Origin of the sequence: Pedobacter sp. GSP4 (assembly GCF_051857575.1) — a bacterium.
Classification (GTDB): Bacteria; Bacteroidota; Bacteroidia; order Sphingobacteriales; family Sphingobacteriaceae; genus Pedobacter.
Genome location: NZ_JBPZIR010000001.1, coordinates 61012 through 78452, shown reverse-complemented (window position 1 = coordinate 78452; position 17441 = coordinate 61012). Strand labels below are relative to the sequence as shown.

At 43.7% G+C, this 17441-nt stretch carries 3 protein-coding genes; 1 reads left to right on the top strand and 2 read right to left on the bottom strand.

Translation table 11 applies throughout. The annotated features are described in order from the left end of the window. Window positions 1-11: 11 nt before the first annotated feature. Window positions 12-1013, bottom strand: a complete 1002-nt coding sequence (locus tag ACS5PU_RS00290) for a PorP/SprF family type IX secretion system membrane protein (protein ID WP_439457283.1) — start codon at window positions 1011-1013, stop codon at window positions 12-14. Between the two features lie 36 nt (window positions 1014-1049). Continuing rightward, window positions 1050-14519, bottom strand: a complete 13470-nt coding sequence (locus tag ACS5PU_RS00285; protein WP_439457282.1) for a putative Ig domain-containing protein — start codon at window positions 14517-14519, stop codon at window positions 1050-1052. 239 nt (window positions 14520-14758) lie between these two features. Here ACS5PU_RS00285 and ACS5PU_RS00280 point away from each other — a divergent pair, with 239 nt between their 5' ends. Continuing rightward, window positions 14759-17350: a hypothetical protein gene (locus ACS5PU_RS00280; protein WP_439457281.1), complete on the top strand. Its 2592-nt coding sequence runs from the start codon at window positions 14759-14761 to the stop codon at window positions 17348-17350. The last annotated feature ends 91 nt before the right edge of the window (window positions 17351-17441 follow it).

Sequence of the window (17441 nt, the reverse complement as noted above, 5' to 3'; positions counted from 1 at the left end):
GTGATGAATAATTATAAACGTGGACAAAAGAAGTTTGGACCTATGATTCCGTTACGCCCGATTAAGGATATTGAAAGCTCTAAACCTCCGTTACTGTTAGATGCACGGTTAAAGTTTGATGTATTAACATCGTAACTTAAGCCAAATACCATGTTTTTTAACTGCAGGCCAACAAAGGCAATTGCGGCATCTTTAACACGGTAGTTACCACCAAATAAAATATTGGCAGATTGATTAACGTTAAGCTGTGCATAGCCCCCCAACGAAACTTCATTGGTGTTCCCTTGGTACATTACCAAAGCATTGGGTACAATATCCAACAGCTGCGAGGCACGGATACGGGCACCTCCATGTGCGGTAACGCGGACCGGAATACGCGAGTTACTGCCCGAGAAGCGATCCATTGGACGTGTTAAGTGTGCTGCACTTGCACCCAAGAAAACGTTTACACTTTTATTCGGGTTACCATCAAAAAACATTACACCTGCATTAACATCGGGAACTAGGGAAGACTGAGAAGATAGGGTTTCGCCGCTCATCATTCCACCGTCGTAGCCAGAAATCGGGTTAAACTGGTTACCAAACCTGGCCTGCGAAAAATCGAAACTGCGGTTGATGATACCGGCCTGCAAACCGAAACTGATCATCTGCAAACCTTCGTTACCAAACCTTAAACGGTACGATCCAGATACCAGGGCAGTTAGATAATTAAAATCCAGCTCGCCTGCTCTTTGGTTCAATACCGTAGCACCAAAAGCAAAGTTCTTTTTCGGGGCGATATCGAAAGATGCGCCTCCGGTTAAGAACGAACTGTTAAGTGCACTCCACTGTTGCTTAAAGTTTACCGAGCCACGGTAATCGCCGTCTATTACGCCCGTTAAGGCTGGGTTCAGCCATAACGGATATGCATAATATTGTGAAAAATGTGGGTCGGTTTGTGCAAAGGATCTGGCTGTACACAACAGTAATCCAAGCACTGCAACATATATTTTTAAAGCCGATAGTATTTTCATGGTCTATGATTTTATCTGTTTATTATTATCCTCTTCTTATCTGATCAGCGTTACTGTACCTTTTTTCATGGTTGTTGTTCCATCGGTAAAGGTTACCTCAACCATGTACACATAAACCCCGATCGGCTGGTTAACTCCTTTGTAAGTTCCATCCCATCCGGTAGCTACGTTATCCGATTGGAATATCAATTGGCCCCATTGGGTGAATACACTCATTTTAGCACTTGCAATGGTATTGCCATAGATTAAGAAGGTATCGTTCTTACCGTCGTTGTTCGGTGTAAAGGCATTTGGTATGTAAACCTGGTTTCCGAAAGGATTAGATGCTTTGCCTGTAACCGGAGTAGAGTTTGCACTGGTTTGGCAATCAAGCTGTCCTTTGGCCCTTACCACAATGGTAACACTCTGATCTGGTTTCAATCCTAAGGCGGTATAGCTTGTTCCGCTAGAGCCGCTTGTTGGACTGATCCATGATAAACCATTATCTAATGAAACTTCGTAAGCAGTAGCTCCGGTAACCGCAGCCCAAGCAAAGGTTATGCTATTAGCGGTAGTGCTTTGTACCACTACTACTGGTTTTTCCAATACCGGAAGTACTGTAACGGTAACAGCTGTTCTGGTTGGACTAGCACAACCACCTACTGCAATGCTTTCTACATAGTAAATGGTAGTGGCATTTAATGCTGGTGTGGTAAAGGTTACGCCCTCTGCCAATACCGGGCCATTTGAACTTGCAGCGTACCATCTGTAAATTAATCCTGTTACTGGGTTATTTACGGTTATTATGGTTGAACTACCTGCGCAAAGTGTTCCATTTGCCGGTGTTACCGATGCTGGTGCAACTGGTACTGGCAGGGCCACTACATTTACTGGCGTTCTGGCTGATGAGATACATGATCCGTTTGCACCTTCTACATAATAAGTGGCATTTGCATTCACTGCCGGAGTAGTAAAGTTAACCCCTGTTCCGGCAATTGTACCACCTACCGCTGCAGTGTACCAGTTGTAAGTTACACCTGTTTGCGGGTTTGAAACGGTTAATACCGCTGGGCTTCCGGTACAAATACTAACTGATGATGAGGCTACAGTTGGCACTGTTGGTTTAGCATTTACGGTAACGGTTACCTTAACCCGGCCACCATTGTTGCTACAGCCGCCTGTACCATTGGCAATTACATAGTAATCGGTTGTGGTGCTAAGTGCTGGCGTGTTAAATGTTGTACCTGTGAATAATAAATTACCGGCAACTGCTGCATTGTACCATTCGTAGGTAACTCCTGCCTGTGCATTAGTAATGGTCAGTGTTGCTCCATCGCCTGCACAAACACCACCATTCGGACCAGATACTACTGGGTTGTTTGGTAATGCATTTACGGTAATGGCAACTACTCTTGCTGTTGCAGCGGTATTTTCACATTTATTATCTCCTTTAACGGTTACATAGTAAGTTGTATTTGCCGTTAATACTGGTGTAGTAAACACTGTACCTGTAAATACTACTGTAGTTAAAGCAGCATCGCTATACCAGGTAAATATCGGATTGGTAACCGTTGTGCTGGTTGCTGCTAATGTTGCCGCTGTACTCGCACAAACTGAAGTTGATCCAGTTACAGTAATATCTGTGGCCACAGCATTTGGATTAACAGTAACGGTTACTGTTTTCGCATTAGCTGCAGTGTTTTCACATTTATTGGTTCCTTTAACAGTTACATAATAAGTTTTAGTAGCGGTTAATACCGGTGTGGTAAATATTGGTCCGGTAAAGGCCACACTGGTTAAAGATGCATCGTTATACCAGGTAAATACCGGATTGGTTACTGTTGCAGAACTGGCATTGATTACCGCAGTTCCGGAACCACATATTCTAGCCGGCGTAGATAAGGTAATATCGGCCGCTGTTGCAACTGCATTTACATTAACGGTTACTACTTTGGCATTTGCAGCAGAGCTTTCGCATCTGTTATCGCCTTTTACCGTTAAGTAATATTTAGTTGTTGCGGTTAATGCAGGGGTATTAAAAGTTGCTCCGGTAAATACTGGTGTGGTTAATGCAGCATCGCTGTACCAGGTAAATATTGGATTGGTTACTGTGGTTGTGCTGGCCACTAAGCTTGCTGATGAACCTGCACAGATGGTTGCATCTGTTGCGGTAACATCAGTTGCCGAAGCTACCGAATTAACCACAATGCTTACTGATTTAGCTGTTGCAGCACTATTTTCGCATTTGTTATCACCTTTTACAGTTACATAATACGTGGTGTTGGCCGTTAGCGTTGGCGTAGTAAACACTGCACCTACAAAAGCTACATCAGTTAAGGCTGCGTTGGTGTACCAGGTAAATACAGGATTGGTTACTGTTGTACTGGTGGCAGCAAGTACTGCTTTAGATCCTCCGCAAATATTTGTTGATCCATTTACAACGATATCACTCGCAACCGCAACCGGATTAACCGTAATGGTTACGGCCTTAGCATTTGCAGCGCTGCTTTCGCATTTATTGGCACCTTTAACGGTTACGTAATAAGTGGTTGTTGTGCTTAATACCGGAGTGGTAAATATTGGGCCGGTAAAGGCTACACTGGTTAATGAAGCATCATTGTACCAGGTAAATACCGGACTGGTTACCGTGGTTGAACTGGCGTTGATTACCGCTGATCCTGATCCGCATACCAGGGTTGGTACAGATAAGGTAATATCAGCAGCTGTAGCGCCCGAATTTACGGTAACGGTTACCACTTTAGCCGTAATTCTAGAGTTTTCACATTTGTTATCTCCCTTAACCGTAACATAATAAGTTGTTGTTGCAGTTAATACAGGAGTTACAAACGATGTACCCACATAGGCTACCGAAGTTAAGTTGGCATCGTTGTACCAGGTAAATGTTGGGTTGGTAACCGTAGTTGTACTGGCTGCAAGTGTAGTACCTGATCCTGAACAGATTGTAGCATTGTTGGCTGTGATATCAGCAGCTGTTGCAACCGGATTTACCGTAATGGTAATTACCCTAGCTGTACCAGGTGCATTTTCACATTTATTATCTCCTTTAACAGTAACATAATATGTAGTAGTGGCGTTAAGGGCCGGAGTTGTAAAGGTTGCCCCGATGAAACTCACGTTGGTTAAGGCGGCATCACTGTACCAGGTAAATACTGGGTTGGTTACAGTTGGCGATGTTGCACTTAATACCACTGGCGATCCAGCGCATGCTGTTGTACTTCCGTTCAGAATAATATCGGTTGTAGTAGCCAAAGGATTAACAGTAACCGTTACCACTTTCGCATCAACAGCACTGTTTTCGCATTTGTTTGTGCCTTTAACGGTAACGTAGTAATTGGTGGTGGCTGTTAGTCCATTTACGGTAAACGTTGGGCCAGTAAATACCACACTGGTTAACGAAGCATCGCTGTACCAGGTAAATACCGGTTGGGTAACCGTAGTACTCGAAGCCATTAACATTACAGTAGAACCTGAGCAGATTTTAGCATTGCTAACCGCAATATCTGCCGATGTTGCAAATTCTTTAACCGTTACTGTTATCACCTTAGCGTTTGCAGGCAGGTTTTCACATTTATTATCACCTCTTACAGTTACATAGTAAGTAGTGGTTGCGTTAAGCACAGGTGTGGTAAAGCTTGCACCTACATAAGCAACCGTAGTTAATGCGGCATTGCTGTACCAGGTAAATACCGGGTTAATTACTGTTGTTGTTGAAGCAGACAGTGCAGCGGTAGATCCTTTACAGATTGACGTAATTCCGTTAACAGCCACATCCGAATCGGTAGCGGTTGGATTAACGGTAATGGTAATCGATTTCGCAGTAGCTGCTGTATTTTCGCACTTATTATCGCCTTTAACAGTTACATAATAAGTGGTTGTAGCTGTAAGTGCAGGAGTTGTAAAGCTTGCACCTACATGGGCCACAGTGGCTAAAGTAGCATCGCTGTACCAAGTAAAGATTGGGTTGGTAACCGTTGTGCTTCCTGCAGTTAAAGTAACTGTAGAGCCACCACAAACAGTACTTGTTCCAGCTAAGTTAATATCAGTTGGGCCAGCCACAGGGTTTACCGTTACGGTAACCTCTTTTGCATTGCCCGGTGTATTTGCACATTTATTGGTGCCGCTAACGGTAACATAATATTTAGTGGTTACAGCAATTGGAGGGGTATTAAACACCGCGCCAACATAAGCCACCTGCGTTAAGGCCGCATCAGTGTACCAGGTAAATACCGGACTGGTTACTGTAGTACTTGCCGCAGTTAATACCGCGGTACCCGAAGCACACAATGAAGTAGTTCCGGTAACGGTTAAATCAGCAGCAGTTGATGCCGGATTAACCGTAATAGAAATTTTAGTACGGGTTGAATTTGAACAACCTGCTCCACTTACGGCTTCTACATAGTAATCGTATGTACCAGCTGCTAATGATGCTGATGTAGTAAAGCTACTGTTGTTGGTAACCAACATGTTTCCGCCAACCGGTAAGTTATACCAGTTATAAGTAACACCTGCAACAGCTTGCACGCTTAATGTAGCCGAAGTACCAATACAGGTTGTTGCCGGATTGGTTGTTGAAGCTACTGGTGGCACTGCCGGAGGCAATATGGTTACCACAACTTTTGTTCCTACAGTTTCGCAACCATTAGCTGTTGCAGTTACCGAATAAGTATAGGTACCTGCTGCCAAAGTTGGATCGGTTGTGAAAGTAGATCCGTCTTTACCTGCCTGATAAGTTGAGCCCAAGTACCATTTGTAAACTACGCCCGCTTGTGGGTTCTGCACGCTTAGCGTTGCAGACGAGCCCTGACAAGCACTTGCAGTAGCCGATGAAACCGTTGGTGTGGTAATTACACGTTGAGCATAATCTAAATTAACCGAAGTTAATGCACCCAACAATCCAGAGCTTAACCTTAATTCTACACCCCCGAATTTGCTGGTTGGAACAAAGCTTAAGATGGCTGAAGTACCACCGGATAATAGTTTTAAGTTAATTAAAGGATTAGCAACCGATACTGCATCGTTATTGCTGGTTGTACCCTGGAAAGTAGTTACAGTTAAGTTTGGCAATACTGCTACCGAAAGCAATGTACCAGGCGTGGTAATTTTTACCCTCAAAGTATCGCCTACGTTAGATAAGCCTGTAAAGCCAACCTGGTGGTAAACAGAAGAACCTAATAATCCCACTGGGATAACCAAACTAGATCCTGTATTGATGTCGTTATCAACCGCAAACGTTGGGTTGTACACGCCTGCCAATACAGCTACTCCAGTTACACCGCTTGCAACAGTTGCTGTGGCAGCCCCGCATGGAGTAGTTACCGGTGTACCGTTAGGGATAACGGTAACCGTAACAGTTGCCCTGCTCGTTGCAGTACATCCGCCAGGTACGGTAGCCTCTACATAATAGGTAGTGGTGGTACTCAGCTGTGGCGTTACAAAAGTTTCGCCGGTAAATACCGGAACGGTTCCGTTGGCAGTAGTATACCAGTTAATGGTTGCTCCTGCAGTACTCGAAGTTGCTTTTAATACGGCAACCGAACCTTCACTAATGGTAATTGATGGCGGCGTAATTACCGGAACATCAATAGTACCCAATATAATTTTACCTTCTGTTCTGGTAGATGAAGTACCACAGCTGTTTACTGCTGCTACAAAATAACTGGTATTCGCAGTAATTAACGGAGTTGTAAAGTTATCACCTGTAAACAATACAGTTGTAGAAGTTGCACTGTCGTACCAGTTATAAGTAGTGCCCACAACTGGGTTTTTAACCTGGAAGGTAACCGAAGTATTTGGACAGGTATTCACTGATGCCGAAAGCAAATCAGGCGTAATTGGTGCCGGGTTGGTGGTTACGTTAACCACTGTTTTGTAGCTTACGCAGCCTGTTGCAGAAACTGCAGCCACGTAGAACTTGGTATCGCCAGTTAAAACTGGTGTAGTAAATATAATGCCGTCTTTACCGGTTAAGTAAGTGCCGGTAGCATCGTACCACCTATAAGTTAAACCTGCTGAAGGATTGCTCACCTGTAATTGAGCTGTTGAGCCCACGCAGGCCGTAACATTTGCTGCCGTTACTGTTGGGGCAACCAAAATACGCTGTGCGTAATTTAAGTTAATTGATGTTAAAGCACCCAATACACCAGAGTTTAACCTCACCTCTACTCCATCAAAAACATTGGTCGGAACAAAAGTGATCAAGGCCTGGGTATTCCCGCTTAACAGTTGAATATTGATTAAGTTATCGTTTAGCAATCTAGCATCACCATTACTGTTGGTTCCAACATAAGTGGTGATTGATGCATTGCCCAATAAGGCAAGCGATAATAGTTTTCCTGGAGATGATACCAATACACGTACCGTATCGCCAACTTTAGATAATGATCCAAAACCTACCCTTTGATAAACAGATGCTCCAAGCGCTCCTACCGGCATTACCAATGAAGAGGCGGTTTGGGTATCGTTATCAATAGCCAATGTTGGATTAAACACACCTGCCAGTAAAGCTACACCTGTAACTCCACCAACCTGTGTAGTGGCAGCCTCGCAAGGAACCGGATTAGGAGATCCATTGCCATCAACTGTAATGGTTATCTGTACACGGCTGGCCGACGAACAGCCATTGGTAGATACCGATTCTACATAATAAGTTGTAGTAGCCAATAATGGTGGCGTAACATAAGTTGCACCCACATAAACCGGCGTGGTTGCTGTTGCAGAAGTATACCAGTTAAAAGTATTGGTTGCATCAGCAGATGTTGCGGTTAAAATTGCCGTCTGGCCTGCGCTCACTGTTGATGAGCTCGCAGTAACCACTGGTAAAGTTGGACGTGGGTTTACTGAAACCGCAGCCGCAGCACGCGCCGCACTGGTGCAGTTACCCTGCGATGCTTCTACATAATACGTAGTGGCTGTGCTTAATGCTGGTGTTTGGAATACCGCACCAGTAAATATCAAATTACCTGCTGTTGCAGCATCGTACCATTTATAAGTTACTGCTGCATCAGGGTTAGCAACAGATAATGTTGCCGACGAACCTTCGCAAACATTGGCAATTGTAGCCAATACCGGTGTTGGAAGTGCCGGTGTAACCGTTACTGTTACAGGTATCCTGGTGGTATTAGGGCAAGTTCCTTTACTTACCTGAATGTAATACGTTGTGCTAGCGGTTAAGGCTGGCGTAGTAAATGTTTCGCCGGTAGCCAATTGTGTGCCGCCAGTCGGTGCATCAAACCAGGCCAAAGTAGTACCGCCATTTGCTGTTGCAGTTAAGGTAGCTGTACTGCCCGAACAGATAGTTTGCGCACCCGCGGTTACCGTTGGATTAGGATAAACCACCGTTGCACCGTATACATCTAAGCTGGTTAAGGCCGTAACCAGCGCACCAAAACTTACCTGTACCCTATCGTAAACACCGCCGGCCAAAATTGTAGCAGCGAAACGGTTGCCTGATAAAAGCTGAAGATTTAATAACCCTCCGTTTAATTGTACTGTTTTTACAACTGTTGTACCATTTAATACCGTAACGGTTACGTTGTTTAATAAACCAACATCAGCTAAGCCGGTTGGAAGTGCCAAATCTAAACGTAAACTATCGGTGGCTGTTCCAGCTGATGGGAAAATCAGTTGTTGATAACCCGATGCACCTACCCCAACAGATAATGAAATTCTGGTAAAGTTTGATGGATCAGCATCTGTAGAGTTTCCGGCACCTGTTACCGCACACAATAAACAAATTCCGTTTATACCTGTGCTTTGGCTGTTTGCTGCATTACAAGCTGTTGCACCACCACCGTTTAATACGGTAACGGTTACCGGTACGCGGCTTGCGCTCTTACAGCCGTTAGTGCTCGTTGTTTCTACATAATAAGTTGTAGTTGCAGATAATGCCGGTGTAGTAAATGAAGTACCCGCGCCAACCTGTGTTCCGCCTGTGGCAGCATCGTACCATTGGATGGTATTGCCCGCATCGGCCGTTGCCAATAAGGTAGTAGATTGACCTGAGTTAATTACCTGGTTATTGGTAGTTACCGTTGCAGGTGTTGCCGGTGGATTAACCGAAACATTTACGGCCGTTCTAGTGCTTACCGCAGTTCCAGATACCGCTTCAACATAAAATACAGTTGGAGAAGTAATGGCCGGTGTTACAAAAACACCAGTATTATTGGTAGCCAATGGCGTACTTCCTGTAGAAGCATACCAGTTATAGGTTACACCTGCCTGCAAATTGCCAACACTTAATGTAGCAGGGCTGCCTGCACAAACTGTTGCAGCGGCAACTACCGGTGCACTAACCGTTACAGTTAAGCTGTAAGCGGTTGTGGCTTTGTTCCCATTTGCATCAGTTGCGGTTAACGAAATGGTAAAGGTACCGCCCAATAATGGTGTTCCTGTAATTTCGCGCGTTGCAGTATTAAAGCTCAATCCCGGAGGAAGGTTTGTAGCTAAATAAGTATAAGGAGCGGTCCCGCCGGTTACCGCAGGTAAAGTCTGCGTTGGATAAGGCGTACCTACAATACCATTTGGTAAAGTAGCTCCTGGTAAAGATAATACCCCGATTACTTTAAGCGCATAGGTATTACTTGCTGTTCTGCCTTCGCTATCAGTAGCAGTTACACCGATCGAATAATTTCCGGCCTGTGTTGGCGTACCTGTAATTTCTCTTGTCGCAGCGTTAAAAGCTAATCCCGGAGGAAGGTTAGTAGCTACATAAGTGTAAGGACCAACACCACCTGTTGCCGATGGCAAGGTTTGGGTGGCATAAACTGTTCCTTCAGTACCATCAGGCAAGGTTGCTGCTGGCAACAATAAAGGATTAACTACTGTAATTGAATAATTGGTTGTTACTGTTTTTCCATCAGCGTCAGTTACCGTTACCGGAACAGTAAAGGTTCCGGCCTGTGTTGGCGTACCGGTAATTTCTCTGGTTGCAGGGTTAAAGGTTAATCCCGGAGGAAGGCCAGTAGCGGCATACGTATATGGACTTGAACCACCTGTTGCAGATGGAATAGTCTGTGTAGTGTAAACTGTACCGGTTGTACCGTTAGCCAAAGTTGCTGCCGGTAAAACCAATGGATCGGTTACTTTAAGGGTATAACTGGCGGTAATGGTATTTCCATTGGCGTCCGTTACGGTAACCGGAATGGTGAAGGTGCCAACCTGGGTTGGTGTACCTGTAATTTCTCTTGTTGCAGGGTTAAAGGTTAATCCCGGAGGAACACCTGTAGCGGAATAAGTGTACGGACCCGTGCCGCCTGTTGCAGCCGGAATTCCATTTGTAGTGTATGGTGTACCCGTTATACCATTAGGCAATGCTCCAGGAGCCAAAGCCAATGCTGGTGTTACTGTTAATGCAAAAGTTGCAGTTGCAGTACAGTTTTTGCTATCGGTTACCACTACAGCAAATGTTGGATTACCCGTTGCAGTTGGGGTTCCGCTTACTAAACCGCTAGGCGATAAAGTTAAACCTGCAGGTAAAGTACTTCCCGATGCCAAAGCATAAGTATAAGCTGGTGTACCACCAGTTGCTACCGGAAGCTGTTTGCTATATGCCGATGCAATGGTTGCATTGGTTAAGGTCGAACCTGCAAATACAATGGCCGGATTAACAGTTACAGTTACCGGAACCCTTGTTGCATTTGAACAAGATCCTTTGCTTACCTGAACATAATAAGTAGTTGTAGCCGTTAACGCCGGAGTGGTAAAGTTTGCACCTGTTCCAACCTGTGTACCGCCTGTTGGTGCATCGAACCAGGCTAAGGTTGTACCGCCGTTGGCCGTTGCACTTAATGCTGCAGTTGTACCCGAGCAGATGGTCTGCGCACCAGAAATAAAAGTAGGGTTTGGATACACAACAGTAGCCCCATAAATATCTAAGCTCGATAATGCCGATACCACCGCACCAAAGCTTACCTGTACCCTATCGTAAACACCACCTGCCAAAACAGTTGCTGCAAAACGGTTTCCAGATAAAAGCTGAAGATTTAAAAGCGCGGCATTAACCTGCACTGTTCTTACCACTGTTGTACCATTTAATACCGTAACAGTGATATTGTTTAATAAGCCTACATCAGCTAAACCACCCGGTAAAGCTAAATCTAGGCGTAAGCTATCAGTAGCAACACCTGCCGATGGGAAAATTAACTGTTGATAACCTGTTGCACCAACACCTACCGCTAAGTTTATGCGGGTAAAGTTAGCCACATCAGCATCGGTAGAGTTTCCTGCTCCGGTAATTCCGCACAATAAACAAATGCCGGTAATACCCGAGCTCTGGCTGTTTGCAGCGTTACAGGCTGTTGCACCACCACCGTTAATTACGGTTACAGTTACCGGAACGCGGCTTGCGCTTTTACATCCGCTGGCACTTGTGGTTTCTATATAATAAGTTTTAGTTGCTGTTAAAGCTGGTGTGGTAAATGATGTTCCCGATCCAACCTGCGTACCTGCTGTTGCAGCATCGAACCAGGCAATGGTATTGCCCGCATCGGCAGTGGCCGTTAAGGTTGTAGTTTGACCTGAGTTGATTACCTGGTTATTGGTAGTAACCGTGGCTAAAGTTGCCGGTGGATTTACCGAAACATTAACCGAAGTTCTTGAACTAACCGCTGTACCCGAAACTGCTTCTACATAGAACACCGTTGCAGAAGTAACTGCTGGTGTTACAAAAGTACCGTTGTTACCGGTTACCAATGGTGTACTACCGGTAGAAGCGTACCAGTTATAAGTTACACCTGTTTGCAGGTTGCTTACCGTTAAAGTAGCCGTACTGCCCGAACAAACTGTAGCAGAGGCTACAACTGGTGCATTTACAGTTACCGTAATGGTATATGTAGTAGTGGCTTTGTTGTTGTTGGCATCTGTAGCCGTTACCGAAACATTATAGGTACCACCTTGCGTAGGCGTTCCGGTAATTTCCCTCGTGGTTGGATCAAATGATAATCCCGGAGGCAGGTTTGTTGCCGCATAGGTATAAGGCGAGGTTCCACCGGTTACCGCTGGCAAAGTTTGCGGTAAGTAAGAGGTTCCAACAATTCCATTAGGTAAAGTTTTTGTTGGCAGGGTTAGCGTACCGTTTACTTTAACTGCGTAGGTATTGCTTGCTGTTTTACCCTGGCTATCGGTAACCGTAACACCAATAGTGTAGTTACCGGCCTGCGTTGGCGTACCGGTAATTTCTCTTGTGCTTGGGTTAAAAGATAATCCCGGAGGCAAACCACTGCCTACATAAGTGTAAGGTCCAACACCACCTGTTGCTGCTGGTAACGTTTGGGTAGCATAAACGGCTCCTTCTGTTCCATCAGGCAAGGTTGCAGCTGGCAGTAACAACGGATTGTTAATGGTAATGCTGTAATTGGTGGTTACCGTTTTTCCATCAGCATCAGTCACCGTAACTGGTACAGTATAAGTACCAGCAGTGGTTGGCGTGCCTGTAATGGCCTTGGTAGCTGGATTAAAAGTTAATCCCGGAGGTAATCCAGTTGCCGAATAAGTATAAGGCGTGGTTCCACCGGTTGCACTTGGAATAATCTGAGTGGTGTAAACTGTTCCTGTTGTTCCATCAGCCAAAGTTGCTGCTGGCAATACCAACGGATCAGTAATTTTTAATGTATAGTTTGAAGTAAGCGTATTACCATTTGCATCAACAACAGTAACCGGAATAGTATATACCCCAGGCTGCGTTGGTGTTCCGGTAATTTCTCTTGTAGTTGGGTTAAAGGTTAAGCCCGGAGGAACACCTGTAGCCGAATACGTGTAAGGACCGGTACCGCCTGTTGCCGCCGGAATAGTTTGTGTTGGATAAACCGTTCCTGTTATGCCATCAGGCAAAGCACCTGGCGTGAGCGCCAACGTAACGGTTACAGTTAAAGTATAGTTTGCTGTAGCTGTACAGTTCTTGGTATCTTTTGCAACAACCGAGAAAGTATAGGTATTGGCTACGGTTGGTGTACCTGTTATCGCTCCTGTTGAGGATAAGCTTAAGCCAGCTGGCAATGTGCTTCCAGCAGCTAAAGCATACGTGTAGCCTGGCGTTCCGCCTGTTGCTACATCCAGCTGTTTAGCAAAAGAAAAACCTGCCGTGGCGTTGGTTAAGGTAGCGCCGTTAAAAATAATCTGTGGGTTTACCGTAATTACAACCGGAACCCTTACCGATTCGGCCGTACAGCCTAATCTTCTGGCAGCAACATAATAAGTTTTGTTGGCTGTTAAGGCTGGCGTGGTAAAAGTACCGTTATAAGCAACGGTTTGTAAGGCCGTTCCGCCTTCTATCGCCTCGTACCAAATCAGTTCGTTAGTACTTGGTGTAGTAGCAGTTAAAGGAACGGTTGTATTGTAGCATGCAGCAATTGCATTGCTTGCAGGTGCGGTAAAGGTTGGTCTGCCTGCCGAGCGCGTTACCCCATAAACATTAATGGTTTGGGTAGCATTTACGGTTAAAACCGAACCCAGTGAAACCTTAACACGGTCGAACACTACACCTGGGCCTGGCGAAAATGGTATGGTTACAGGCTGTCCGCTGTTGAGCAGCCCAAGTAAATCTAAATTTAATAACGATGAGGCCGAACCGGTGTAAACCTGCGTGCCTCCGTTGTAAGCTGTTATCGAAATGTTCTGTAAAACCCCAGCAGTTAACAATGCCTGTGTGGTGCTTAATCTCAGGTTAATATCATCGCCCGGATTGGATGGCGTGGTAAAATAAAAATTTTGGCTGATAGATGATGCTACGCCAAGTACCCCTAAACTGAGTTGAGAAAAATTATTTGGATCGGTATCAATTGCCCTTTCGCTATTGGTTACGCCCGAACTGCCCAATTGTAAAGCATCGAGTGTAATACCTGTACCTTCAAAACCTGTGGTAAATGCCTGCGCACAAGGATCGGTACCCGAAACATAAAATGAATAATAAACTTTGGTATTATTGCTAACGCCCAATAAAACCGCATTGGTTACATCTTTAATATAAACTCTATCGTAAGCCTGTGTAGGGGTTATGGCCAGGTAAAAGAAACCATTGGCATCTTTAACCAGTCTTAAATTATCGGAAGAAAAGCCATCAACACTGTTTCCCACTGGCGGCACTGCCGTGGCACCGTTTCTGGCGCCAACCTGGAAAGAGTGGTTACCCAAAACTACCGTTCCGCCCACATTAGCCAGTAAAGTACCTAAACTACCGCCCAGTAACCTGTTCAGCACATCGCCATCGAAATCGATCCGGATGTAAGAGGTAACCCCGGCCGAAACCGCTGCCGGATACTTGAGTTCAAGCTCACCACTGTAGCTACCAATACCCACAGCAATTCCACCATAAGAATTTACCTGGGCAAAGGTATTATCGTTTAAAGTTGCATTGTTTGCATTGTCTACTCTACTCTGTGCAGATACAGTGTTGGCAAAAACTTTGGTTTGCGCATACGATTTGGAGTGGAAGAGCGTTAATAGAATGATGATTGCAATACAGGTACTGCGTAATATCCCTGTTCGGGACGATAAAGTATGAGTTTTCATCATGTCAGGCGTTATTTAGAGACTTACTATGTAGAATGCTGCCGTTAGGTAAATGTTTTTTGGTGCATTATATAATTATGACAAATCTATATCTAGATTAGCTTGCTATTCTATCCATTGCTATTCATTTTTATGCAATCCATTTCATTCATTTTATTCATACATTGCGTTATGAATGAATAGATTTCTACAATTGTGAAATTATGATGACATTAGCACCAGTCATCCCATCTCTGAATTTAATGAACGCTAACGATCTCCTTATCGAACTTAGGAAATTTGTCCTGATAAAATCTGGTTTGCGAAATATCGACCCAGCTCATTGCAAGATTATTTCCGAATACGTATTCCAAGAAACTAAAAATTACGTAAGCGAAACAACAATCAAGCGTTTCTTCGGCTTTGCCAATACTTTGCATAAATTCTCGTTGTTTACCTTGAACAGTTTATCGCAGTATATCGGCTATAACGATTGGGATTCGTTCTGTAAAGACAAGGAAAATCAAACTACCTCTGTTCAAAGCATTTGGCAGGATTTAAAACTGAAGGCCCATGCCATTACCGAGGTATCGCTTATTGCGAGCAAAAACAACTCGGGCATTCCTTTTAACGCCACTGCAAACAGGAATTTCTTTTACCCTGATTTTGATTATTTTCTAAAAAACAATTATCAGTTTACCACAGTAAGTGCGCAGCCAGGCCAGGGCAAATCGATATTGCTGGCCCATATGGTCGAGTATTTTTTCTTTTCAGAAAATGCCATATATAAAAATGATATTGTGCTGCTGGTTAACTCTACCAGTATAAATACCATTGTACAAAGTGGCGCCACCTTAAAAGACTGGTTTTTAAAAGAATTTAAATTTGCCAGCCTTACCGAATTAATTGCCTATTTTAAAAAGAACCCCGATAAGCGCGAAGGCCGCTTTGTAATTATAGTAGACGGCATAGATGAGCTGCTGGCCAAAAGCAACTACTTTAAAACCTTTATCGATTTTTTATACAGTATAGAAGAAAACAGCTTTGTTAAACTTGTTTTTGGGTTACGCACCAATAGCTGGATCAATCTTCAGCCGGCCATACACGGTTCGGCATCGTTAACCAAGGCCTGGTACACGGGTTTGTTTTACGATGACGATACTTTAAGCAATGTACCTGCTTTAAATGCCGATGAAGTATTGTATACCCTCAGCAATGTAGAAAATAAGATCATTAACAAAACCGACGTGAGCCCTCCCCTGCTCGCACAGTTTAAAACCCCTTTTTGGCTTCATGTTTATTTTAAGCTTAAGGATGAGAACCAGCATTTGGAACTCAACAATCCGTTGTTATGCTATGAATTAATTCATTATTTTTTAGAAAAAAGGGTGTTTCTGGCGAAGAAAAGCACAGAAAAAATATTCCTCCTCAAAAAAATAAGCGACTGCATTTCGGAAGGAAGCAAAAAATTGAGGGTAGCCAAAGAAAAAATCCTCAGCTACATTAACTGTTACCCCGATGCTTACGAAGAACTTTTACATTCGGGCATTATTATCGAAGAAAAAAGGTTGAGCACCACCATACCAACAGAAATAGTCCGTTTCTTAAACGACGATATCTATACCTATTTTCTGTTTATCCAGATTACCGATAAGTTTGAATATAAACCGAGTCAATCGCTGTTCGAATATATTTTAAACAATTTTGAGGGCCGTACTACCCTGAGAGATTACATTTTGAACTGGTCTATCAGGTTCTGCATCAACAGGAATGAAATTGCTGCCCTTAAAAGTATCTTTAAACTTCCTTTTACTAACGCAGAGAAAAACAGTGCCTTCGATTTTATCTGCTATGTTTCTAAATACGAACTGGGCAAACCCAACTCCAATTTCAATAAATTAAGTGTGGGTATCGATTTTATCGATATTATGGCCACGGGCAGAACCATGAGCAGCCTGTATAAGGAAACCATCAAAAACATTTCGGAAAATGTACTGAACGAAGACATTCAGATTATGCTGCATGTAATTGAATGTAATGTAAACCTTATTGATGTAGATAAGGTTGCACTCGCCAATACCATGCAGCTGCTTAAAAGAAATTACAAGAGGCTGAACGAACTTTTTCCGATAAACCCTTACGATTTAATTCTATATTTGTACAATAACCTGGTTAACAAACCCAACGAAAGTAAAACCCTTGAGGATAAGATCATCAGGCTTTGCCAGGAAATTGACAGAAGTACGCCACAAAGAAATGAAGAAATAAGCTCAGCCGAAATACTGTCTTACCGTATGGTGCTGATTACTTTGTTCTCGCAGAAAAGCTATGCCGAATGCCACCGTTTTATTATGGCCATTTTAAGCAAGTACCCCAACCTGTTCTATGTTAGGCACTCGGTATTTTCGCCGTTTTTGTTGCTGCACCTGGGTCAAACCTATATTAAACTGAATTACTTTAAAAAAGCACAGCGTATAATCCAATTTGTTGATAAAATTATCAAAAGCGATTATACCTATTATACCAATTTTATAATGACAGGTTTCTGTGTGCTCAAAGCAAATTTTTATAACGCCACACACAACTATGAGCAGGCACTTATAGAAACCAATATTGGCCTGGAGTATACCGCGAAGAATGATTTCAAAATGTTTGAAATTTCACTTTTGCTCAATAAGATTGATACGCTGAAACATACCGAAGATTCGGAAGAGGTATCGAACGTAATTAAAGAGCTGCTCAACTTTTTAACCATGCACAAGCTCTCTATGCCAGATTATGCAAACCTGAGCGGCAGCGAATTTGAACACACCTTTAAGATCTTAAAATCTTATCGCCGCCACCAGAGCCTATAAAAAAAGTCCTGCAGTTATTGCAAGACTTTTGGTTCATCCGTTCATTGGTCATTTGCTGATTGGGACTGCAAATTGCCCATTATACTGGTTA